Origin of the sequence: Rhizobium sp. WW22 (genome assembly GCF_047041135.1) — a bacterium.
Lineage (GTDB): Bacteria > Pseudomonadota > Alphaproteobacteria > Rhizobiales > Rhizobiaceae > Rhizobium.
Genome location: NZ_CP178199.1, coordinates 573644 through 595324 on the forward strand (window position 1 = coordinate 573644; position 21681 = coordinate 595324).

18 protein-coding genes are annotated in these 21681 nt (G+C 59.7%); 12 read left to right on the forward strand and 6 right to left on the reverse strand.

The window, feature by feature from the left end:
• The first annotated feature begins 47 nt into the window (after positions 1 to 47).
• Genes ACK83U_RS21645 through ACK83U_RS21655 form a run of 3 tightly spaced genes read left to right on the forward strand, consistent with a single transcriptional unit; the run spans position 48 to position 3789 of the window.
• Positions 48 to 521, forward strand: a complete 474-nt coding sequence (locus ACK83U_RS21645) for a (2Fe-2S)-binding protein (protein WP_112608629.1) — start codon at positions 48 to 50, stop codon at positions 519 to 521.
• Entirely contained in the window at positions 521 to 1504 is a 984-nt protein-coding gene (locus tag ACK83U_RS21650; protein WP_112609135.1) for an FAD binding domain-containing protein, read from the forward strand. Before ACK83U_RS21645 ends, ACK83U_RS21650 begins: the two co-directional genes overlap by 1 nt.
• Positions 1501 to 3789, forward strand: coding sequence for a xanthine dehydrogenase family protein molybdopterin-binding subunit (locus tag ACK83U_RS21655; RefSeq protein WP_112608631.1), 2289 nt, complete (start codon positions 1501 to 1503; stop codon positions 3787 to 3789). The genes ACK83U_RS21650 and ACK83U_RS21655 overlap by 4 nt, the downstream gene beginning before the upstream one ends.
• Positions 3790 to 3943: 154 nt before the next feature.
• Here ACK83U_RS21655 and ACK83U_RS21660 read toward each other — a convergent pair whose 3' ends face one another.
• A complete protein-coding gene (locus ACK83U_RS21660; RefSeq protein ID WP_112608633.1) occupies positions 3944 to 4978 on the reverse strand; it encodes an ABC transporter permease in 1035 nt (344 codons plus the stop codon).
• Entirely contained in the window at positions 4978 to 6459 is a 1482-nt protein-coding gene (locus ACK83U_RS21665) for a sugar ABC transporter ATP-binding protein (RefSeq protein ID WP_112608635.1), read from the reverse strand. Before ACK83U_RS21665 ends, ACK83U_RS21660 begins: the two co-directional genes overlap by 1 nt.
• Before the next feature lie 335 nt (positions 6460 to 6794).
• Here ACK83U_RS21665 and ACK83U_RS21670 point away from each other — a divergent pair, with 335 nt between their 5' ends.
• Positions 6795 to 6944, forward strand: a complete 150-nt coding sequence (locus ACK83U_RS21670; RefSeq protein WP_154660813.1) for a hypothetical protein — start codon at positions 6795 to 6797, stop codon at positions 6942 to 6944.
• 80 nt (positions 6945 to 7024) lie between these two features.
• Here ACK83U_RS21670 and ACK83U_RS21675 read toward each other — a convergent pair whose 3' ends face one another.
• Both ACK83U_RS21675 and ACK83U_RS21680 read right to left on the reverse strand, forming a co-directional pair.
• A complete protein-coding gene (locus ACK83U_RS21675; RefSeq protein WP_112608637.1) occupies positions 7025 to 8908 on the reverse strand; it encodes an MFS transporter in 1884 nt (627 codons plus the stop codon).
• Positions 8909 to 9277: 369 nt separating this feature from the next.
• Positions 9278 to 10477: an MFS transporter gene (locus ACK83U_RS21680; protein ID WP_112608639.1), complete on the reverse strand. Its 1200-nt coding sequence runs from the start codon at positions 10475 to 10477 to the stop codon at positions 9278 to 9280.
• 356 nt (positions 10478 to 10833) lie between these two features.
• Here ACK83U_RS21680 and ACK83U_RS21685 point away from each other — a divergent pair, with 356 nt between their 5' ends.
• The 6 genes from ACK83U_RS21685 to ACK83U_RS21710 all read left to right on the forward strand — a co-directional run bounded on the left by ACK83U_RS21685 (position 10834) and on the right by ACK83U_RS21710 (position 16754).
• Positions 10834 to 12393, forward strand: coding sequence for a DUF4070 domain-containing protein (locus ACK83U_RS21685; RefSeq protein WP_112608641.1), 1560 nt, complete (start codon positions 10834 to 10836; stop codon positions 12391 to 12393).
• A 431-nt stretch (positions 12394 to 12824) separates the two neighbouring features.
• The gene (locus tag ACK83U_RS21690) at positions 12825 to 13067 is read left to right on the forward strand and encodes a DUF1127 domain-containing protein (protein ID WP_112608643.1); all 243 of its coding nucleotides are present in this window, start codon (positions 12825 to 12827) and stop codon (positions 13065 to 13067) included.
• 357 nt (positions 13068 to 13424) lie between these two features.
• Complete coding sequence (locus ACK83U_RS21695) at positions 13425 to 14099, forward strand: response regulator transcription factor (protein ID WP_162708058.1); 675 nt, start codon at positions 13425 to 13427, stop codon at positions 14097 to 14099.
• Positions 14096 to 15451, forward strand: a complete 1356-nt coding sequence (locus ACK83U_RS21700) for a sensor histidine kinase (protein ID WP_112608647.1) — start codon at positions 14096 to 14098, stop codon at positions 15449 to 15451. The genes ACK83U_RS21695 and ACK83U_RS21700 overlap by 4 nt, the downstream gene beginning before the upstream one ends.
• A gap of 96 nt (positions 15452 to 15547) precedes the next feature.
• Positions 15548 to 16114, forward strand: coding sequence for a class I SAM-dependent methyltransferase (locus ACK83U_RS21705; RefSeq protein ID WP_412474995.1), 567 nt, complete (start codon positions 15548 to 15550; stop codon positions 16112 to 16114).
• A gap of 19 nt (positions 16115 to 16133) precedes the next feature.
• On the forward strand, positions 16134 to 16754 hold the full coding sequence (locus tag ACK83U_RS21710; RefSeq protein ID WP_112608651.1) for a DedA family protein: 621 nt from the start codon (positions 16134 to 16136) through the stop codon (positions 16752 to 16754).
• Positions 16755 to 16777: 23 nt separating this feature from the next.
• Here ACK83U_RS21710 and ACK83U_RS21715 read toward each other — a convergent pair whose 3' ends face one another.
• On the reverse strand, positions 16778 to 17809 hold the full coding sequence (locus ACK83U_RS21715; RefSeq protein WP_112608653.1) for a class I SAM-dependent methyltransferase: 1032 nt from the start codon (positions 17807 to 17809) through the stop codon (positions 16778 to 16780).
• A 196-nt stretch (positions 17810 to 18005) separates the two neighbouring features.
• On the opposite strand from ACK83U_RS21715, the gene ACK83U_RS21720 reads away from it, so the two are divergent.
• Both ACK83U_RS21720 and ACK83U_RS21725 read left to right on the forward strand, forming a co-directional pair.
• The gene (locus tag ACK83U_RS21720; RefSeq protein WP_112335881.1) at positions 18006 to 20006 is read left to right on the forward strand and encodes a putative bifunctional diguanylate cyclase/phosphodiesterase; all 2001 of its coding nucleotides are present in this window, start codon (positions 18006 to 18008) and stop codon (positions 20004 to 20006) included.
• 34 nt (positions 20007 to 20040) lie between these two features.
• A complete protein-coding gene (locus ACK83U_RS21725) occupies positions 20041 to 20427 on the forward strand; it encodes an ester cyclase (protein WP_112608655.1) in 387 nt (128 codons plus the stop codon).
• A gap of 21 nt (positions 20428 to 20448) precedes the next feature.
• Here the strand turns inward: ACK83U_RS21725 and ACK83U_RS21730 are convergent, their stop codons facing one another.
• On the reverse strand, positions 20449 to 21648 hold the full coding sequence (locus tag ACK83U_RS21730) for an MCT family MFS transporter (RefSeq protein ID WP_112608657.1): 1200 nt from the start codon (positions 21646 to 21648) through the stop codon (positions 20449 to 20451).
• Positions 21649 to 21681 lie beyond the last annotated feature (33 nt).

Genomic DNA, 21681 nt, shown 5'->3' on the forward strand with positions numbered 1-21681 from the left:
ACTAGATTTCGTAGGTCTCATCTTCGTGACGATGGCAGGAGCTTATCATGACACGAATCATCCATATCGCGCTCGACATTAACGGGCAGCGCCACGAGCTCGATATCGAGCCACGTGTGACGCTGCTCGATGCGCTGCGTGAGCATCTTTCCCTCACCGGCACCAAGAAGGGCTGCGATCAGGGACAGTGCGGCGCCTGCACCTGCCATGTCGACGGTAAGCGCGTGCTATCCTGTCTGACGCTCGCCGCGCAGGTCGAAGGTCGCGAGATCACGACGATCGAGGGGCTCACCGACGAAGCCGGCGATCTGCATCCGGTGCAGGCGGCTTTCATCGAGCAGGATGCCTTCCAGTGCGGTTATTGCACCCCGGGCCAGATCATGTCAGCGGTCGCCTGCATTCGCGAAGGGCATGCCGGATCGGATGCGGAAATCCGCGAATATATGTCCGGCAACCTCTGTCGGTGCGGGGCCTATAACAGCATCGTTGCGGCGGTGCGCCAGGCCGCGGAGGTGGCATGATGCGAAACTTCTCCTATCTGCGCGCCACATCGACAGCGGAGGCTGCCCAGGCGGCGCAACAGGCCGGCGCCCTGCTGCTTGCCGGCGGAACGACGCTGCTCGATCTCGCCAAGTGCGGTGTCGGCGAGCCCGATACCGTCATAGACATTACTCATCTCTCCGGCATGAGCGGCATCACTATTAACGCCGATGGTGCAACGATCGGCGCGCTTGCCAGGATGAGCGAAGTCGCCGACCACAAGGATATCCACGCTGCCTTCCCGGCAGTTTCCGAATCGCTGTCCCTGGCCGCCTCCGCCCAGCTCCGCAACATGGCGACGATCGGCGGCAATCTCCTGCAACGCACGCGCTGTTCCTATTTCCGTGATCCCGGCGCCTTTCCTGCCTGCAACAAGCGCAATCCCGGTTCCGGCTGTTCGGCGATCGGCGGTATCACGCGCAATCACGCCGTACTTGGAACGAGCGAGGCCTGTATCGCCTCCTATCCGGGCGACCTGGCGGTAGCCCTTGTTGCATTTGACGCCGTAATCGAGACGGATAGCCGCAAAGTTGGCATCGACGATTTCTTCCTCGTTCCCGATGAGACGCCGAACAAGGAAACCGTCCTGCAGCGTGGCGAGATCATCACCGCCATTACTATTCCTGCCTCCGCCGCCGCCCGGAACTCCACCTACCTCAAGGTTCGCGATCGGCAGTCCTATGAATTTGCTGCCGCGAGTGCCGCAGTCGGCCTGGAGCTTGAAGCCGACGGCAGGACGGTCCGCGATATTCGCGTGGCCATCGGCGGGGTCGCCACCAAGCCCTGGCGGGCGCGCAATGTGGAGCAAGCGCTGATCGGTAAGGCTCTCACCTCGGAAGCCGTCGAAAAAGCCAGCCGGTTGGCCATGGAGGGGGCCGTCGATCATGGCGGCAATCGTCACAAGATCGAACTTGCGCCGCGCGTCATTGCCCGCGCCATTTTCAAAGTGGGAGGTCTCGCATGACCATGATGGAACCCCGTAAACATGGCGATGCTTCCGACGGCACGGTCGGCGGTCGTCAGTCGCGCTTCGAAGGCAGGATGAAGGTGACGGGTACGGCGACCTATGCCCTGGAATATCCGGTCGAAAACCTCGCTTATGCCGTCCTCATCCAGAGCACGATTCCGGCTGGCCGCGTTGTCAAGGTCGATGCTTCGGCAGCACTTGCGATGCCGGGCGTGCTGCTGGTGCTGACGCCGGAAGACGATCTCGGTCTCAAGCTTTCGGCTGATTGGGGCGGCAACAAACCTGCCGACGGCCCGTATTATCCGCTGCCGCGGGAGGTGCAGTTTAACGGCCAGTCGATTGCCGCCGTGATCGCCGAAAGCCGGGAATTGGCGACGGAAGCCGCCAGGCTGGTGCGCATCAGCTATGAAGAGAGCAAGCACGTCGCCGATCTCAACGATCCGAATGCCGGCGAGGGCAAGCTCATGGAGCCGCTCTCGGTTGCCTGGGGGAATGCCGAGGCTGCACTCGCCGCTTCCCCGGTGCGGATCGAAGCCGAATATTCCACTCCGCGCGAATATCACGTGGCGATGGAGCCGCACGGGCTGACGGCGAAATGGGATGGCGACCAGTTGACCGTCTGGGAACCCAGCCAATGGTCGCATGGCATGGCGCGCATGTATTCCGAATGGTTCGACATGCCCTATGAGAATGTCCGGATCATCTCGCCCTTTATCGGCGGTGGTTTCGGCTCCAAGGGGCAGCCGCTCGCCTATGGCGCAGTCGCCATCGCGGCCGCCAGAAAGCTCGGCCGACCAGTGAAACTCGCGGTCACCCGCCCACAGAATTTCACCAGCTACGGCGGACGCGCCGCGACCAGACAGAAGATCGCGCTTGGCGCGACGGAGGATGGCATCCTGCAGGCGATCGTCCACCGCGGCGCCAGCGAAACCTCGCTTGATGCGGACTGGCCCGAACAGACGGGGGCGGCAACGTCAATCCTCTACAAGGTCGAGAACTTCTCCTCGCAGCACCGCGTCGTGCCGGTCAATAGCGTCACGCCTGGCGCCTTGCGGGGGCCGGGTAAGAATCCCAGCGCCTATGGCATCGAATGCGCGATCGAGGAACTGGCCTACAAGCTCGGCATGGATCCGCTCGAGCTTCGGCTGAAGAACTATGCCGATCACGACTATCAGTCCGGGAAGCCATGGTCGACACGCCGGCTGCGAGAAGCGCTCATTGAGGGCGCTGAAGCCTTCGGCTGGTCGCGGCGCAGCCACGCGCCGCGCTCGATGCGTGACGGCAAGACGCTGATCGGCTGGGGCATCGGTTGCGGCACTTTCCCGGTCATCCGGGCACCGAGCGAAGCGATGATCCGCATCCTCGGGAACGGCCGGGTCGAGGTCGTCAGCGGCGCGATCGACATGGGGCAGGGGACCTATACGATCCTTGCCCAGAGTGCCGCGGAAGTCTTCGGTATTCCGGTCGATCAGGTCGAAGTCCATCTCGGCGATTCACGCCTGCCGGGCTCGGCGATCGCTGGGGGCTCGATGCTGGCCGGATCGATCATGGGCGCCGTCCATAAGGCAGCGGTCGCGGCCCGCGACGAACTCATCGGCCTTGCCCTCAGCGATGCCAACTCACCCTTCCGCGAGACGGGCGCGAACACGCTGAATTTCGCCGAGGGGCGCATCGTGGCACCGCGCGGCGAAACCCCATCGCTGACTCTGGCCGAGCTGATGTCCGCGCTGAAACGTGAGGAGATCGAAGTCCGGCGGAATACCCTGCCCGACGGTGCGAACGCACAGGAACAGCTTCAGGCCTGGACCACTATGGCTAAGGTTCAGGGGCCGACCATGGGCGATTATTCCATGCACAGCTGGTGCGCCCATTTCGCTGAAGTGCGGGTCGACGAGGATTTCGGTACGGTACGCGTCTCCCGCATGGTCTCCGCCTTCGATTGCGGCCGTCTCTACAATCCGAGATTGGTCGAAAGCCAGTGGCGTGGCGGCATCATCATGGGTATCGGCCAAGCGCTTCTGGAGGAGGGCCTGATCGATCAACGTAACGGGCGAACCGTCAACAACAATGTCGGCGATTATCTGGTGCCGACGAATTCCGACATTCCGGATATCCAGGTAATCTCCGTCGGCGTGCCGGATTTCAATGCCTCGGTACTTGGCGGCAAGGGGGTCGGCGAGGTCGGTATCGTCGGCGTGGCGCCGGCGATTGCCAACGCCGTATTCCATGCCACCGGCAAGCGCGTTCGCGACTTGCCGATCACATTGGAAAAGCTGCTCTAACGTCTATCAGGAGTGCCTTTGGGATTGTCCGAATGCATTTTGGCCTAAGCTGCGTTAGGACGCCGGGAATATGGCAGCGATATCGATATGTGCTGCCCCGACAGCCGTGGCTCATTTCCGACGGGCGGAAAAGTCTGCGGATAGGATGGCGGGGTCACGCTCTGCCGCGGCTGATCCCATAGGTAAGTGCGAGCGCACCGACGAGAACGGTGCCTTTGATGAAATCCTGCGTGTAATAGGGCGCGTTCAGCATCGTCAGGCCGTTCAGAAGCACGCCGACGAAGACGGCGCCGATTGTCGTGCCGAGAACGTTCGGACGGCGCAGTCCCAGCACGGCAAAGCCGATGAGCGAGGCTGCGACGGAATCCATCAGCAGCGAGGCACCGGAGGAAACGTCTCCTCGACCGACACGGGCAGCGACGATGATGCCGCCAAGCGAGGCGAGAGTACCCGAAAGTACATAGGCAAAGGTCTTCAGGCGGGCGACATTGGCGCCGGCCAACCGTGTCGCCGCTTCATTGCCGCCGGTGGCGTAGAGAAGGCGACCAAGACGCGTACGCTCGGTCAGCACATAGAGCGCGAGCGCGACGATCAGCATCAGGATGACGGGAAAGGGAATGATGCCGAACAGGCTTGAACGTCCGATCGTTAAAAAGGCGGAGTCGACCCTGCCTGACGCCGTCGTCCCGTCGGGAAGGATCAAGCCGACCGAGATCGAGCGCCCCGCCGTCGGAATCAGCTGTAGCCCCGTCAGGAGAAACATGGTGGCCAACGTCGCCAGCAGATCCGGTACCTTGAGTCTGACGATCAGCAGAGCATTGGTAAGCCCGACGATCGCGCCGAAGGTAAGCACCAGCGGCACGGTTTCATAGGCGTTGAGACCCCATACGATCATCGCATAGCTTGCGGCCATGACACTGGAGGCAGCTACCGCGCCGACGGAAAGATCGAAGCCGCCGATGGCGAGCGTCACCGTGACCCCGGCACCGATGATGGCAACAACCGAAACCGCCTGCAGGATGCTCATCAGATTGTTGATGTTGATGAAGGCCGGCTGGGCGAAACTGAAGATGATGACGAGGGCAAGAAGGAGGAGAAATACCGCCCCCCGCCGCACGAATTCCTGCGGTGAAACCGTATTGCTTGCTGGCCTGACCTGTTCGGGGATTTCTGCGGTACCTTCACTCATCAGGCATATTCCTTGCTCTGTCGGCCGCCTGCGGCCGCGTCAGCGACGTCTGTGAGACCATGATGTTCCATCAACAGCACCCGATCAGCGACTTCGAGCGCCTCTTCCGGATCGGATGTCGCGATCAGGGTGGCGCGGTCGGTGTAGGCGCGTATGGCCGCGATAATGTCCTGGCGGGCGCCGACGTCGACCCCTTGGAAGGGCTCGTCGAGAAGCATGAGCCGGCTTGGCTCCGCCTCCCAGCGGGCGAGCACGACCTTTTGCTGATTGCCGCCGGAAAGCGACCTGACGGATGCCTCAGGACCGGAGGCCCTGATGCCGAGGCGCCGGATGGCCTTTTCGCCCTCGCGGCTTTCCCGCCCGGAAAACAGGAAGCCCGACGGGTACCAATGTTTTAGATGCGGCAGGCTGATCGTTGCCGCAATACTCTCTCCCGGCCAGTCCGATGGCATGAGAGAAGAGCGATGGCGGTCAGCGGCGGCCATGACGACGCCGCGGGCGATTGCATCCGCGGGTGAGCCCGGCTGAAATGCAATGCCGTCCAGGAGTGCAGTGCCTGAGGCAAAGCGCTCAAGGCCGAAAAGTGTCGACAGAAGCCGGCTCTTGCCGGCGCCGAGAACGCCGGTGATGGCGACGACCTCGCCGGCATGGAGCCTCAGATCGATCGGTGGGCTGTCGGCAAGCAGCCGGACAGCCTGAAGTTCCAGTATGGTCCGGTCGAATTGTTCACGGCGATGTGGGCGAGCCGCCTTCATGGGGCGGCCGATCATGGTTTCAATGGCGGCATCGAAGTCGATCGGCTGCGAGAAGGCACCGACATTGCGGCCACCCCGCAGGACATCAACGCGATCGGCGAGCGCATCGAGATCGGCCGTACGGTGCGAGATATAGAGAATGCCCAGGCCACGGGCCTTCAGCCGGCGGACGATATCGTAAAGCCGGGCCGTTTCGCGCGCAGAGAGGCTTGCGGTCGGCTCATCCAGGATCAGCAGCTGTGCCTTGTTGGAAAGGGCGCGGGCTATGGCGACCATCTGCCGGTCGGCTGTGCCCAGATCGCCAAAATCGCGGTCGAGCGGCAGGTCGAACCCGGCTTCCGATAGGATTGCTTCCGCCTTCCGCCGGACTGAACGCTTCGACAGAAAGAAGGGCTGGCGTCCGTCAACATACTGGTTGAGCAGCAGGGCATCCGCGACCGAAAGGCCGGCGATCCCGACGACGTCGGTCGATTGATGCACGGTAACGATGCCTCGCGCCGTCGCCTCGGCGGGGCTTTCGGGGCGATAATCCGCGCCATTCCATAGAATACTGCCTGAATCGGCGCGATGAATGCCCGACAGGATTTTAACCAGCGTCGACTTGCCCGCGCCGTTGGCCCCCATCAGCGCGACGACCTCGCCGCGATCGACGGTCAGAGACGCTCCAGCCAGAGCCTGTGTCGAGCCGAAAGCAAGCGAAAGATTTTGGGCATCCAGCAAGGTCATGGGCAAGGGGTCACCGATTGTCAGCGGTACTCGTAAGCCACTGGCATTCAATTAAAAGGACAAGCCTTGCTTTGTTTATTTAATCTATAGAATAAATTTTTTCTGCGCTTCTGTTCGCTCCCGTTCCGGTCTCTACAGGTGGGCGGCGGGACTAAGTAAGCCTCGCTCACGCCTGTCTCCGGGGAGTTTAATTTGTCTGAAATTGCAGGGGAACCGCAAAACCCTTCCTTTAATCTACTATTTTTGTAGACAATATAAAACCAATAAATGTCAGCAATTTCCGCGATGGTGAGTATTCACGTCGCGCTTGCGGAAACGTTCGGCAGGGGTTTTTCATGGATACAGTACTCTATCTCGCTTCTCTCGCAACGCGGCCAAGTCTTGCTGCGACCAAACGCGTCTGGTCGATCCTGCAGCATTTTCTGGCGGGCCTGATGGTCCTCTTTTCGCTTCTGGTGCTGCTGCATGCATTTTGCGGAAGCTGAGATTCGAGCTTCGATCAGAAATGGATGAGACGAAGAAAAAAGCCCGGCGTGCCGTATGTGAACGCCGGGCTTTTATGCGGTTACTTGATGCTGTTCAGATCGACGCCCTTGGTTTCGCGAACGAAAATTAGGCCGATGACAAGGGTCATCGCAGCGATCGCGATCGGGTACCAAAGGCCATAATAGATATCGCCGGTGGCGGCACTCATGGCGAAAACCGTTGCCGGCAGCAGGCCGCCGAACCAGCCGTTGCCGATATGATAGGGCAGCGACATGCCGGTATAGCGGATGCGGGTCGGGAACATCTCGACCAGGATCGCGGCAATTGGGCCGTAGACCATCGTCACGTAGATCACCAGGATCGTCAGGATGAGGATGGTCAGTGGCCAATTGATGGCTTTGGGATCGGCAACCATCTTGAAGGTACCGCCATTGGCGATGGTGTAGACCGGCATGTCGGTGGCGCCGCCAGCCTGATCCGCGGTCAGAAGCTTCGCCTTGACGAGATCCGTAACCGGCGTGACTGTCTTGTCGCCCGCCCGTACGGTCGCCGCGTTAAGCCCCAGTTCGGGATTGGCGGCGATGAAGGCATCAAGCTTGGCGTCCGGCACCTTGGCGGGATCGCGCGCCAGCGGGAAGCCGGCCTTCTGCAGGGCAAGGTTCATGTCGTGCGTGAATGCCGCATTCTTTGCCGCTGCACCGGCCCCTGCCGCCGTTGCATCGTAAGAGGTTATGGTCGCGTCGCCGACCTTGACTGTCGCCGGCTGCCCGGCTGGGCCGTCGACAATCGTATAGGGCACGGAAGACTTCGCCAGGAAGGAGGTGGCGATATCGCACGAATTGTTGAACTTGGCGGTTCCCACAGGATTGAACTGGAAGGTGCAATCGCCAGGAGCGGCTGTCACCGTCGCCCGGATGGTTTGCTCCGCTTGGGCGAGGGCGGGGTTGGCGGCGTGGGTCAATGCCTTGAACAGCGGGAAATAGGTGAGGATTGCCAGCGCCAGGCCCGCCATGATGATCGGTTTGCGGCCGATCCTGTCGGAAAGCCAGCCGAAGAACACGAAGAAGCCGCTGCCGATCAGAAGCGCGATCGCGATCATGATGTTGACGGACTGACCGTCGACCTTAAGTACGTTCTGCAGGAAGAACAGCGAGTAGAACTGGCCGGCATACCAGACGACCGCTTGGCCGGCGGTGAGGCCGAGCAGCGCGATCAAGGCGATCTTGGCATTCTTCCACTGGCCGAAGGCTTCGGAAAGCGGAGCTTTGGAGCCCTTGCCCTCCTCCTTCATCTTCTTGAAGGCCGGCGATTCGCTGAGCGACAGCCGGATCCAGACGGAGATGGCGAGCAGAAGGCAGGAGAGAAGGAAGGGAATACGCCAGCCCCATGCCGCGAAAGCCTCCTTGCCCAGCGCATTCTGGACGATCAGGATGACGATCAGTGACAGGAACAGGCCGAGCGTCGCAGTCGTCTGGATCCAGGAGGTGTAATAGCCGCGTTTGTTGTCGGGCGCATGTTCGGCGACATAAGTTGCAGCACCGCCATATTCGCCGCCAAGCGCCAGACCTTGCAGCATGCGAAGGATGATCAGGATGACAGGCGCGGCAAAACCCCAGCTCGCCGATCCGGGAAGGACGCCGACCAGAAAGGTCGAAAGACCCATGATCAGGATCGTAACGAGGAAGGTGTATTTACGTCCGACAAGATCGCCGATGCGCCCGAAGACGAGGGCGCCGAACGGCCGCACGAGGAAGCCTGCGGCAAAGGCGAGCAGGGCGAAGATATTGCGGGTTGCTTCCGGATAGTCGCTGAAGAAGGCCGTTCCGATGAAGGCGGCCAGAGAACCATAAAGATAAAAATCGTACCATTCGAACACGGTTCCAAGGGAGGACGCGAAGATGACCTTCTTCTCCTCCCTGGTCATGCCTCGACTCGTCGTCTCGGCCACGGACGTGGATGCCATGAATCAATCCTCCCAATTGCACCAGGGACATGGTCAAAAGACCCGTGTCATGTCCCCCATAATGACATTACGCAGGACTTTCCTGCCGACGGGCGCAGAAAGTCGCGCCAGTGGGTGCTCTCCTGATTTCCTCCCCCAGAAGATCACGCACCTGATGCATATGTGAGTGTTGGCCAAAAATTGAAAATTGCAATGGCTGCAACCGCTGCCGCTTATGAAAATCTGTGTGTAAGCATCAAGAAATACGAATGTGTCCTCCCCAGCGTGGCGGCAAGGGCTTGTCGCCGAGAAAAGCGCTGCCGGGCGCGGCGAAATATGAGGCACCCGGCACGGTTCACAGAAGCGGATTCGGGCCGTTTTCGGCTTGTTTCAAGCCGGCTGCAGCTGCAGGCGTCGCATTGGCGGAAAGGCAAGTGCGATGGCGGCCGCCCCCAACCCCACCATCGACGAGCCGATGAAGAGCCAGGAGTAGTTGGCGAACGTATCGAAGATCCAGCCGCCGATCAGAGGTCCGGCTGCCATGCCGATGCTCGAGAGCATCGATGCCGCTCCAAAGACGGTGCCGATGACGCGCGGCCCGAAATATTCGCGCGCCAGCACGGCATAAAGCGGCATCACGCCGCCATAGGCGCTGCCGAAGACGACCGCCAGCGCATAGAACTCGCCGAGTTCGCTGACCAGCAGATAGGTGGCAAGTGCCGCCGCCTGCACCAGGAGGCCGGCGACCAGCACCGGTTTCACACCGAGCCTGTCCGCCAGCGTCCCGTAAAGGAGGCGGCCGCCAAGACCCGCAAGGCCCTCGACACTATAGATGCTGACCGCCGCCATCGGCCCCACACCACAGATGGTGGCGTAACTGACCATGTGGAAGATCGGTCCGGAATGGGCCGCACAGCAGGCAAAGAAGGTCGCGCCGAGCACGAGGAACTGCGGCGAGCGGAAGATCCGGCCAAGGGGCAGGCGCTGCTCTTCCCTTTGCCTGTCTGCGCCGGTCGTCTCGGCTAAGACCGGTGCTCGCCGCACCAGCAGCGCCGCCGGTATCAGCAGAACCCAGGCCATGATGCCGATGACAAGCATGGCAAAACGCCAATCGTAAGCCGAAATCAGGTAGCGGGCGAAAGGCGACACCGTCATCGGCGCTACGCCCATGCCGGCTGAGACCAGCGACACCGCCAGGCCTCTGCCCTTGTCGAACCAGGCGGTCGTTGCCGCGATCATCGGTGCGAAGAAGGCACTGGCGGCAAGGCCCACGAGAATGCCGTAGGTCAGCTGGAATTGCAGAAGCGAGCCCGCCCGGCTTGCCAGGACAAGCGCCAGCCCGAGCAGCAGCGCGCCTATCACAACCACGATGCGGATGCCAAAGCGATCGCTTGCAGCACCCCAGGCAAAGGCACCGAGGCCCATGGTCAGGAAATTCAGCGTCATGGCGGCGGCGATGCCGGCATGCGACCAACCTGTATCGGCGGCGATCGGCACCTGGAAGATTGCCAGGGAAAACATCGCGCCGAGCGCAACACAGGTCATCAGCGCGCCGGCGCCAACGATCACCCAACGATAGGACGAACTCATTTGCAGCTCCCTTCATCCGGTTCAGCTCAAGGCGCGAAAGATCCGATAATATGCTTTCGCGCCATGTCTGGAATAAAGACGATTGCATCGGGACGATTTCGACATTGCTGCCGAAAAAATTTTTAGCGGCATTGCAAACCATGTTTATGAGTACCTGCCGACGAGATCGCCAGGAGGCAATGGCGTCGTCAGCATCCCGAATTTAATCCTGAGCTCATATAGGGCTGCTAAGACAGCCGCCTCGATGCTGGAAGACCCTGCTTCGCAGCCGGAAGGCCGGCGCATGCAGCTGCAAATGACATACAGGCTCAAAGCAATACCGAACCAGATCTTCATATCATGGAGCGGACCATTCAATGGCTCATATCGTCATCATCAATCCGCGTTTCGAAACCTCTTATTGGGGCATGGAGCACGCTCTGCCGCTGTTCGACGTCAAAGCTAACCTTCCGGTGGCGTGCCTGCCTTTGCTGGCGGCGCTGACGCCTGCGGAACATACCGTCACTCTGGTGGACGAGAATATCGAGCCGATAGACTACGGCCTTTGCGAGAGGGCCGATATCGTTGCGCTGACGGGGATGATCGTCCAGCGCTTTCGTATGACGGAAATCCTGACCGAGCTCAAACGGCGCAACTGTTTCACCGTCGTCGGCGGACCTTGGGTTACGGTCAAGGAGGATTATTTCGGCAACCTCGTCGACGTCTCCTTTATCGGCGAGGCGGAGGAGACCTGGCCCAAATTCCTGGCTGAATGGCAGGAAGGCCATCATGCCCGGCGCTATGAACAGGCCGACAAGACGGATATGAGCAAGGTGCCCGTGCCGCGCTTCGATCTCCTGAAGATGGACGAATATGCTGTTGGTAGCATCCAGTTCTCGCGCGGCTGTCCGTTTACCTGCGATTTCTGCGATATCATCGTGGTTTTCGGCCGCAAGCCGCGCATCAAGACCAGCACGCAGATCATCGCCGAGATGGAAGCCCTGCTCGCCTCCGGAATGGATACGGCTTTTATCGTCGACGACAATCTCATCGGCAATAAGAAGGCGATCAAGGAAGTGCTGCGCGATGTCGTCGCCTGGCAGGAGCGCTATCATTATCCGATGACGTTCCTGACGGAGGCATCGATCGATCTGGCTGACGATGCCGAACTGATGCAGCTGATGGTCGATGCCAATATCCGCACCGTCTTCATCGGCATTGAGACGCCGAACGAAGAGGCTCTGCGCGAAACCAAGAAGCTGCAGAACCTGCGCAAGGGCGGGACGATGCTGGAGAAAATCCACGCGATCCAGCAGACCGGCATGGAAGTCTGGTGCGGCATGATCCTGGGCTTCGATAGCGACGATGCGACCATTTTCGATGCGCAGCGGGTCTTCATCAGGGATGCGCGCATCGTCAACGCCATGATCGGCATGCTGGCGGCGATCCCGAAGACGCCGCTCTATACACGTCTCGCCAAGGAAGGCCGTCTCGATCATGACGATCCGCCCGCCTACGGCACCAATGTCATCCCGCTCAAGCTCTCGCGCGAAACCTTGCGGGACGGATATCTTTCGGTCTTGAGCGATCTGCATGAGCCGGCCGCCTATTTCGATCGGCTGGATGCGCTTTACATCGACGCACGTATCAAACCGGAAAGTACCCGCTTACGTCACCTGCGCCGCCATCCGCTGCGTTTGCTGGCGCTCAACGCGACATGGGCATTCGAGGCTGTCGGGATTTTCCTCCGGTTGATGCGCCGGGTGAAGGAAGCGGATCTGCGCGCCACTTACCGTGCACGGCTTTTCAATCTCCTGCGGCATCGGCGCTCGCCCGTCGTCCTGCAAATCTACGCGATCAAATGCGCCATGCACTACCATGCCCATATCATGGTGCAGCAGATGCGCACCGGAGGGGGCATCGTCAATTCGTTCTAGTGAGCTCTGAAAGTTCTGCTCGTCGTCGGACCTGCCTTGCAGCTGATTTGACACCGTCATCACCGTTGCTTTGATGCAACATGTTGTGCCGGATATTTGCAATTCGAAATTGTGGGGTTGCCGATTTCCGAATCTTGCGTATGATAGACGCATCCGCAAATCGAACAGGGAGGCGTGATATGCATAATCTACATATGTTTACATACGTCTCCGGCGGAATGATGTCAATGGCCTTGGTGTGTGCTGCACCAACTGCACGACGACTCTATAATTAAAGCTTTAAATAGCTTTATCTGTCGCCGTTTAGGCGTTTTCCCGTTAAACCTATATGACCTGCCCAGGGAATGACTTGGTGCGTCGTTGACGCATCCACTCCTGAAGTCGGTCAAGCTTCAAGAGGACCTGGTCGCGTGATTGCGCCAGGAAAAACGATGACTCATTCACAATTTATAGTTGTCAAAAGTTTGACGGCAACGGTCGATGAACTGTACCAGAAATTCGGTGCCTGGAGGACTGTACGTGCCCTGTTGTTTGTCGCCTGGAAACGGCGGCAGATCTATCAGCAGGTATCCGAACTATCGAATTATCAGCTTCGTGATATCGGCCTTCCCGAGCGTGAGGAAGGTCTGGACTATCGCAGCTTGCTGGCATTGCATGTGAGCCGCCTCAAATGAGGTGGGCTTGATGCAGGTAAACGCTTCACGGCTTTTACTTCTCGATCTCTGTTGCTTCGAGAATGGCGGCGCGGCAGCAAAATCAGGACGGGCGAGAAACCATTTGCACGGTGGGTTCACTCCTCCGTTCGCTGTAGCTTACCTATCGGCCACCGCACGGCGGATATCGCAGGGGGAGGCGATGCCTTCCCCTGCGACTCGGCTGGCGTCGAAAGCCGAACTGGCCGAGATCTTCGGATACCGGCAGCATATCGGTTCAAATTCTCCAATGAATAATAAAGTGTAGCCCGGATAGGGTCGCAATCTTCCCGCAATCCGCTTATGCAATGCAGTCGTTCCATTTTTGGGGATGGTTCATTGCGGATCTTGTTGCTAGAGGACGAGCCGGAAATGGCTGCAGCGCTGAGCGCTGCGTTGCAGGCTCGCGATGCCATCGTCGATCACGTGTCGATGCTGGCCGATGCCGAAGAGGCTGCGATAAATCTTCCCTATGATGCCATTCTTCTCGACCGGCAGGTTACGGACGGAGACGGCTTGTCGATCATTCCAAAGCTGAGGGCTGCCGGCATCGATACGCCCGTCATCGTGTTGACGGCGCGCGGCGATCTCGGCGATCGCATCGGTGGTCTCGATACCGGCGCCGACGATTACATCGTCAAACCATTTGCCATTGAAGAACTGCTGGCGCGATTGCGCGCCATTCTGAGACGCCCCGGCGAGTTGCGGACCGAGGTGGTGAATTTCGGCAAGCTGTCCTATGACTTCGGCTGCCACGATATCCTGATTGGAGGCGAGCGACTCGAATTGCCGCGCCGGGAAGTTCTGGTCTTCGAGGCGCTTGCGCGCCGTCTTGGCCGCACGGTACCGCGCCATGCTCTGGAAGAGGCCGTTTACGGGTTCAGCGAAGATATCCAATCGAATACGCTGGATGCGCATATCTCCCGTCTTCGTCGCAAACTTGCCTTGGTGGAGTCCGGCCTGGAGATTCATCCCGTCCGCGGCATCGGCTATCTGATGAGACTGAAATCATGAGCGCGAGCCAGCCTTCCCTGCGATGGCGTCTCGTATCGCGCCTGTCATTCCTGCAGGCGATCTTCTTGTCGTTGCTTGCGGTGCTGATCGTCGCCGCCTTGTGGGCGACCGGCAGCTTTATCTCGCTTCAGCCGGAAGACGAGACCATCGATGCCATCTCCCAGTCGATTGGCCGCGATCAGAATGGCGCCCTTGAACTGAAGGAAACACCGGCGCTTTTGGCGCGGCGCGAGAACCTGCCAGGTCTCTGGTTCGTCGTGCGCGATCGCAGCGGTGCCACAATCAAGGACGGAAATGTGCCGCCGGCCTATGCAGCGTTCGGCGCTGCGCTCGACGGCATCGGACAGGCTCGTTTCGGCAGCAATCTCGGTGGCAGCACCGTGCCCGCCGCACGGCTGCAATGGGTGTCGTCTCCGGCCGGCGAGATCCAGGTCCTGACGGGCGTGGACGGTACCGTGTCGACGGTCCGCATCCTTGGTGCGGTCGGCATCGTCTTCATCAGCGCCCTTCTGCCGCTGTTGATCGTTACGGCGATCGCAACGATGATTGCAGCACCGCTGGTGGTTCGCCGCGCTTTTTCGTCGCTGGATTCCGCCGTTGCCCGCGCCGGGCAGATCGATATCAATCGCCAGGGGACGCGGCTGCCGGCCGACGATGTCCCGCGTGAAATCCTGCCGCTTGTCGAAGCCGTCAATGATGCATTAAGGCGGCTGGACGAAGGCTATGAGCGGCAGAAGCGTCTTTTCTCCCATCTTGCCCATGAATGGCGGACCCCGGTTGCGATCCTGCAGGCACGTCTCGATGGCCTGCCGGCAGGCCCTTTGAAGGAGCGGCTCTTCGAAGATACCGTCCGCCTTGCGACGCTTGCCGAGCAGTTCCTCGATCTTCAGCGCCTCAATCACCGCTTCGAGCCGGTTTCGGTCGATCTCGTGGAGGTCGCTGAACACGTCGTTTCAGAACTAGCGCCGCTCGCGATCGCCGCCAATTATGAACCCTGCTTCATCAAGGACGAGGAGGCCGTGGAAGTCCTTGGCGATCGCATGGCCATCGAGCGGGCCGTTACCAACCTCGTACAGAACGCGATCCACCATGGCGGTCGCCGTGGCAGGATCACCGTCCATGTCAGCCGCGCCACCGGTATCACCGTAAGCGACGAAGGAAGCGGTATCCCGGAGGAAGAACGGGACCGTATCTTCGAGCCGTTTCATCGTCTCCAGGGACGCACTAAGGGATTCGGCCTCGGGCTGAACCTCGTCCAGGAAATTGCCAGGCTCCATGGTGGAAAGGTTTGTGTCCTCGACGGATCGACGGGTGGCGCGGCCTTCAGACTGAGCTTTCCGATGGCCGGATAGCCTATCGGCTCCCGATGCAATGTTCTCGCAATCGGCTCCTCCTAGGAAAAGCCTGTCGTGCAGGCGAATCTCCTGAGGCCCTATTGGCGGGAACACATGTCAAACACATCACTATTTCTGCGAACTCTATTGACCAATCCGCGCATGGTGGGAGCGATCGCCCCCTCCGGCCCGGTACTGGCCGATCTGATCACAAGCGAAATCGGTCCTTCGGCGGGACCGGTTCTCGAGCTTGGCCCGGGCACGGGAGTGTTCACACGAGCCCTTCTCGCACGCGGCATATGCGAAAGCGACATTACGCTGATTGAATCCGCTGATAGTTTTGCCAGCCTGCTTCGCCAGCGGTTTCCTGATGCCCGTGTCATCTGCGCCGATGCCGCGCGGCTTGATGCTTACGGCTTGCCGGAAGGAGAGCAATTTGGCTGTGCCATCAGCGGATTGCCGCTGCTCAACATGTCGCCGAAGACGGTCATTGGCATTTTGACCGCGGTCTCGGCGAGACTGCGCGAGGGCGGCGCGCTCTATCAGTTCACCTATGGCCTGCGCTGTCCGATACCGCATCGCCTGCTGACCGGTTTGGTTTCAAGGCAACGCTGCAGGGCCAGGTGCTGCGCAATTTTCCGCCTGCCAGGGTCTATAAGATCGTCCGCCGCAGGCCGATAAATTCTCCGGCTGCCGCCACATGAGCGGCTCCTCCTATCTATTGGATGCTCTGCCCGATCTGGCGGCGTGGGGGCTGTTCGGCCTTGCATTGTGTTCCGCAATCGAGAAGCTTGTCCCCATCCTGCCTTCGATCGGCTTGTTTTTGATGCTGGGCATGCTGGGCATCGCCCACCCGGTTGATCTGCCCGCAGTGATCGCCGTTACCGCTGCCGGTTCAATGGCAGGTTCGCTGTTCTGGTATGGAATAGGCCGTTGGTTGGGACCTAAGCGTGGCGACCTCTTCGTGCTGAAGATGGTCCGGCGTCTGGAGATTAAAGAAGAGTGGTATCTGCGCCTGAAGCGCAATTATCATGGTCATCCCGTGCGGGCCACGTTCTTCGGTCAGCTTGTGCCTGTCGTTCGCGCCTATATGGCTTTGCCGGCAGGCGTGCTTGCCATACCGGCGCCAGGCTTTGCCATCGCGACATTCTGCGGCGCATTGATCTGGAATACGCCGTTTCTGGTATCGGGTTATTTGTTGCGCCAACAGATATTGGCGCCAGATACAGCAGCGCCTGCCGCTATCGCAGCAATCATCTTGGTCAATCTTCTGGTGCTTGCGCTGCTGCGACTTTGCCGGCCAAGCCGCAGCGCGGCTTAGCCGGTTATCACGATTGCGGTCGGCTATACGGTCAGAACGGCGTATATGACGCCGCCGTTTTCGCCGCGTGTCAGAGAAACATCGGCGATCGGGTGCTTGACCTTGTCGATGATCGACTGGACATCCTCATCCGTTCGCCAGATCAGCGGCCAGTTCATGAAGGTTTCCATGTAACCTTCGACACCGATATCCTTGGCGAAGTTTGCAAGCAGGAACTTGCCGCCGGGCTTCAGCATCTGCAGGCAGCGCTCCGTCAGACGCACGGCTACGCTTTCGGCCAGATAATCGTAAAGGCCGGCTGCATAGATGAAGTCGAACGTGCCGAGCTTCTGCGCGCGTCCCAAAATGGTGCGAACGGAGCCGTTGATCGCTTCGATGCAGCTGCCATGGAAGGCCGAGGCCACCGTCCCGACGCTGACCGGATCCTGATCAAGTGCGACCCAGCGCTTGAGCCTGCCGCTCTGCAGAGCTTGGGAGAGCTCGGCTTCGCGAAGATGGCCGGCCGCGATTGCCAGGACTTCGGCGCCATCCGTCGCCTCCGCCACCGCATCGACATGGGCTGCCAGGATCTCACGCCTTTCGCGCACGGCGACGGCGGATGCTGCACGCCGGGTGAAATCGTAAACTTCTGCGCCCAGCGCCGAAGCTTCCGCCACCTGTGCGGCAACGGCTGGATGTTCATAGATGAAATCCAGCAGATAGGCGTCCCCGCTATAGCCGCGCGGCTTTTCGAAAGACCATCGCGTCAGAGGGTCCTGCAGCAGGTAGGACGATACGGGGTGCCCCTGCGCCACCGAGGCCAGATGCGCCCAGGTCAGGGGTGTCGTCTTATTTTTCAGCGCCTGCAGACGCTCCGTCAAGGCTTTCATGGTGCCTGGAACGGGCGCGTTTGCTTCGAACGCCTGTTGCGTGAGGGAGAGAATGAGGGCGAGTTCGGCCTCGCCCTCCTTTATTTGGTCGGTTGCAATGCTGTTACCGGACGATCTCGTATGTTCCGAGATGGACTGGGAGGTAACGAGGCTGAAGCCATCTAGAGCGGTTTGAAATTGTTTCAATTTTAAATCATTCCGTGAACACTCCGCAAACCATATCTCAGATAAAAATTGAGCGCTATGGTTTTGTTAATGTCGCTGCGTCAACGCTGTCGTTATCAAACGGATCAAATTGGCCGCCGTGGTGAAGCGAGCGATTGGTTCATTCGAGCGACGCAAAGGTAACGCGGTGGACATGAAGTCTCGGCTAACTCGGGTGATGATGAGCATGCGTCAATTGTCGGGAGGAAGCGAACTTGGCCGGAGCGCTGCTCTGGGCACGGATCATCCCGATGAGCTGCGTGTGCTCTACAAAGCCTATAGCAATGATGCGCGGCGCGCCCTGGCTCGCAGCGGTCTGTGGCTTGCCGTGCCCGTCTATGTCCTTTTCCTCATCACGGATCTGGTCTTCATTCCGGATGTCTCGCATGTGACGATCCCTGCACGGTTTCTGATCGGCGGGTTTTCGCTTCTGGTGCTGGAAATCCAGTTTTCACGCCTGCGTCGTGCCGGCGAGCTGGAGGCGACCTGTGCGGCCGCTGTCGTTCTCGGATATGTCGTGTGGCTGCTGCCGGCATTGCAGACGACGAATGCGGAGGCATTCTCTTATTACGCCGCGTTCGGTGCCATCTTCATGATGGGCGTTAACTTGTTCTTCAGTCTCGAGTTCGGTCTTGCACTTGCCTCGTCGGGGCTGATCTTTGCCTTCTTCCTGCTATCGCTGACGGAATTTCACTACAGCGCCGCCTATTGCCTGGCTTTTACGACCTTCTATCTCTGCTGCTTCGTGTTCACCTCCTATGTGAACTGGAAATTGAACAAGGAACGTTTCAACGTCTTCCTCAATGCGCGAGAAGCGGAATTGCAGCAGCAGCAGGCAACGGAGCGCGGCGAGGCGCTTCTGCGGCTTTCCATTACCGATTCCCTGACTGGAATGGAAAATAGGAGAGCCGCTGATATAAGGCTGAAACAGTTTTGGGATCGTTGGCGCGAAAAGCGCGCTCCTTTTGCCATTCTTCTGGTCGATGTCGACTTCTTCAAGAAGTACAATGACTATTATGGCCATCAGGAGGGCGATCACTGTCTCGTCACGGTTGCCAACGCGCTGTCGAATATCGTCGCGCCACTAGGGGCGACGGTCGGGCGTTATGGCGGCGAGGAATTCATCGTTATTCTCGATCTGGAGAGCAGCTCGGATGCACTGGCGCTGGCGGAGGCGATCTGCCAGGGGATCGAAGCTCTCGATATCGTTCACGCCCAGCGCCTGGACGGTTTCCGGCATGTCACTGTCAGTGTCGGCGCGACCATTACCAGAGATCTCGCTGGTGCAAAGCTGGAGAATGTGATCAATGAGGCCGACCGCGCGCTCTATTCCGCAAAGGCGAGCGGCCGCAATTGCGCACGGATCTTCGACCCGAACGAGCTGCCCGGCGGCGACGCAAGCGAAAACATCGCGGCCATCCTGAAGATCGCCATTCAGCAAAATCTCGTTTCGCTGGTCTATCAACCGATTCAATATCTCAGGACCGGAGAGATCGGCGCTTATGAGGCTCTGATGCGTCTGCAGCTGCTCGATGGGTCGAATTCTTCGCCGGCTGTCTTTATTCCTGTCGCCGAGCGTACGGGTGCCATCATCGAGCTCGGTTACTGGGCAATCAGAAGAGCATGCTGCGATTTGCTCACACGCGACATTGTCGACACCGTCAGCATCAATGTTTCCCCGATCCAGCTGCGGGCCCCAGGCTTCGCTGCGCAGGTCGCAGCCATTCTGGCGGAAACGGGCGTCTCCGGCCACAGGGTTGCGTTCGAAATCACTGAGGGCGTCGACATGGAGATACGCCCGGATGTGCTCGACAGCATCCAGGATCTGAAGAAGCTCGGCATCAAATTCTGGCTGGATGATTTCGGCACAGGCTTTGCCGGGTTGTCATGGCTTCGCCTGATGGAGTTTGAAACCGTCAAGATCGACAAATCCTTCCTGCATGATGCGGCAAACAACGACGGCGCCAAGATTCTGCTTGAGGATATTATCGGCCTGGTGCGTAATCGCGGTCACCGCATCCTGGTCGAAGGCGTGGAAGACGAAGAGCAGCTCAATCTTGTCAAATCCTTTGGCATCGACGCCGTTCAGGGATACCATATCGGCCGACCGGCACCGGCGCTCAAGCATCCGATTGCAATGATGAATGCCGGCCACCGCCGTCTGCAGGCGACTGCCTGAGAAACCGGCTGTCACCCAGCCGAGGGTGATGAGAATGGCAAGCACCGACCTTTCCGAGATCTATCGAGGGTACATTGCCTGTCTCAACGGGCAGGATTGGCCGAGCCTGCGCAAATTCGTCCATGAAGACGTGTGCTATAATGGCGCCCATGTGGGGTTGTCGGGCTATCGGCAAATGCTCGAAGGTGATTTTCGCGCCATCCCCGATCTTCATTTCGATATCGCTCTGCTCATCTGCGAGCCGCCGCGTGTCGCATGTCGCCTGCAATTTGATTGCAGACCGACGGGGCTGTTGTTCGGCATGGCGGTGAACGGCAGAAGGGTCCAATTCGCTGAGAATGTCTTTTATGAGTTTCTGGATGGACGGATTCGGCACGTCTGGTCAATCATCGACAAGGCCGCCATCGCAGCCCAACTCTGACAATCACCGCCACCAATGATGCTATTCGTGCCCAAGGCGCAGTGCCATGAACCCAGCCGCAAAAGCGGCGAGGCCGCTTGCGATAATCGGGCCGGAATAGCTGCCGGTATGGTCGAAAATAAAACCGGCTGCCGTCGGCCCGATCAAGGCTGCGATACCGACCGCCGTATAGAGATATCCGATGACGGCGCCGATATTGCGCGTCCCGAACAGATCGGCCGCCACAGCGGGATAAAGGCCGACGCAGCCGCCATAGCTCATGCCGAACGTCAGTGCGAACAACGCCAGCTGGATCATGCCTGATGCCAATGCCCAGAGAGCAAAGGACGCGGCGACGGCAAATGTCAGAGACGCCAATAGCCGGCGCCGGCCGAAGCGATCGCCGAGCCCGGCCAGGAAAAAGCGCCCGACCACGTTGCCGACGCCAATAAGGCCAACAAGAGTGGTTCCGTCTTGCAGCGAGAGACCCATGTCCTGGGCTGCTGCAACGATATGGACATAGGGAATGAAAGTGCAAAACGACGACAGAACAAGCACGGCATAGAAAAGATAGAACCGTCCGTCCCGCCATATGGCAGCATTTGCATGCTTGTCCGCTCGACTCCAGGATGGATCCGGATTGTCACGCCTTTTGCGGATGAGCATTGCGGCCGGCAATCCGAACACGGCAAATAGACACGCAAGCGCGGTGAAGCAGCCTCGCCAGCCGATGAAGGGAAGCGCCTGGCCGATCGCAAAGGGCAGCACCAGGGTGCCAAGGCCAATTCCAGCGGTCGCGATGCCCGAGGCCTGGCTGCGTCTGCGGATAAACCAGGATTGCACGGCGCCAAGGGCTGGAACGTAGGAGAGGCCGATCCCCAGGCCAACGCCGAAGCCGTACCAGATATAGAGTGACACGAGCGATCCCGCGCGGCTGGCGCCGATATAGCCGAGGATCATGGCAGCAAGCCCCAGAAGAACCAAGCTGCGAGGCGACCATCTGTCGGCGAGCGGCCCGGCAATCGCGCCCAGAGAATAGAAGAGGAATGCGGAGATGGAGAAGACGAGGGCAATCTCGCCGCGAGAGGCGCTAAACTCCGCGGCAAGCCCCGGCAAGGTGGCGGAGAAGGAATAGGCGGCTCCGAAGGTCACGGCCGTCAGCACATGGGTCGCGGCGACGACCTTCCATCCCTCCCGCGTATCGGCTTCTTCGTGGTCACGCGAAAGGGCAAGGTCGGACATCGGTGCGCTCGGTCAAATCATATTGCCGGCCAA

Coding starts and splice junctions, on each gene's coding strand:
- ACK83U_RS21645 (WP_112608629.1), top strand. CDS start 48: ATGACACGAATCATCCATATCGCGCTCGACATTAACGGGCAGCGCCAC.
- ACK83U_RS21650 (WP_112609135.1), top strand. CDS start 521: ATGCGAAACTTCTCCTATCTGCGCGCCACATCGACAGCGGAGGCTGCC.
- ACK83U_RS21655 (WP_112608631.1), top strand. CDS start 1,501: ATGACCATGATGGAACCCCGTAAACATGGCGATGCTTCCGACGGCACG.
- ACK83U_RS21660 (WP_112608633.1), bottom strand. CDS start 4,978: ATGAGTGAAGGTACCGCAGAAATCCCCGAACAGGTCAGGCCAGCAAGC.
- ACK83U_RS21665 (WP_112608635.1), bottom strand. CDS start 6,459: ATGACCTTGCTGGATGCCCAAAATCTTTCGCTTGCTTTCGGCTCGACA.
- ACK83U_RS21670 (WP_154660813.1), top strand. CDS start 6,795: ATGGATACAGTACTCTATCTCGCTTCTCTCGCAACGCGGCCAAGTCTT.
- ACK83U_RS21675 (WP_112608637.1), bottom strand. CDS start 8,908: ATGGCATCCACGTCCGTGGCCGAGACGACGAGTCGAGGCATGACCAGG.
- ACK83U_RS21680 (WP_112608639.1), bottom strand. CDS start 10,477: ATGAGTTCGTCCTATCGTTGGGTGATCGTTGGCGCCGGCGCGCTGATG.
- ACK83U_RS21685 (WP_112608641.1), top strand. CDS start 10,834: ATGGCTCATATCGTCATCATCAATCCGCGTTTCGAAACCTCTTATTGG.
- ACK83U_RS21690 (WP_112608643.1), top strand. CDS start 12,825: ATGACTCATTCACAATTTATAGTTGTCAAAAGTTTGACGGCAACGGTC.
- ACK83U_RS21700 (WP_112608647.1), top strand. CDS start 14,096: ATGAGCGCGAGCCAGCCTTCCCTGCGATGGCGTCTCGTATCGCGCCTG.
- ACK83U_RS21705 (WP_412474995.1), top strand. CDS start 15,548: ATGTCAAACACATCACTATTTCTGCGAACTCTATTGACCAATCCGCGC.
- ACK83U_RS21710 (WP_112608651.1), top strand. CDS start 16,134: ATGAGCGGCTCCTCCTATCTATTGGATGCTCTGCCCGATCTGGCGGCG.
- ACK83U_RS21720 (WP_112335881.1), top strand. CDS start 18,006: ATGATGAGCATGCGTCAATTGTCGGGAGGAAGCGAACTTGGCCGGAGC.
- ACK83U_RS21725 (WP_112608655.1), top strand. CDS start 20,041: ATGGCAAGCACCGACCTTTCCGAGATCTATCGAGGGTACATTGCCTGT.
- ACK83U_RS21730 (WP_112608657.1), bottom strand. CDS start 21,648: ATGTCCGACCTTGCCCTTTCGCGTGACCACGAAGAAGCCGATACGCGG.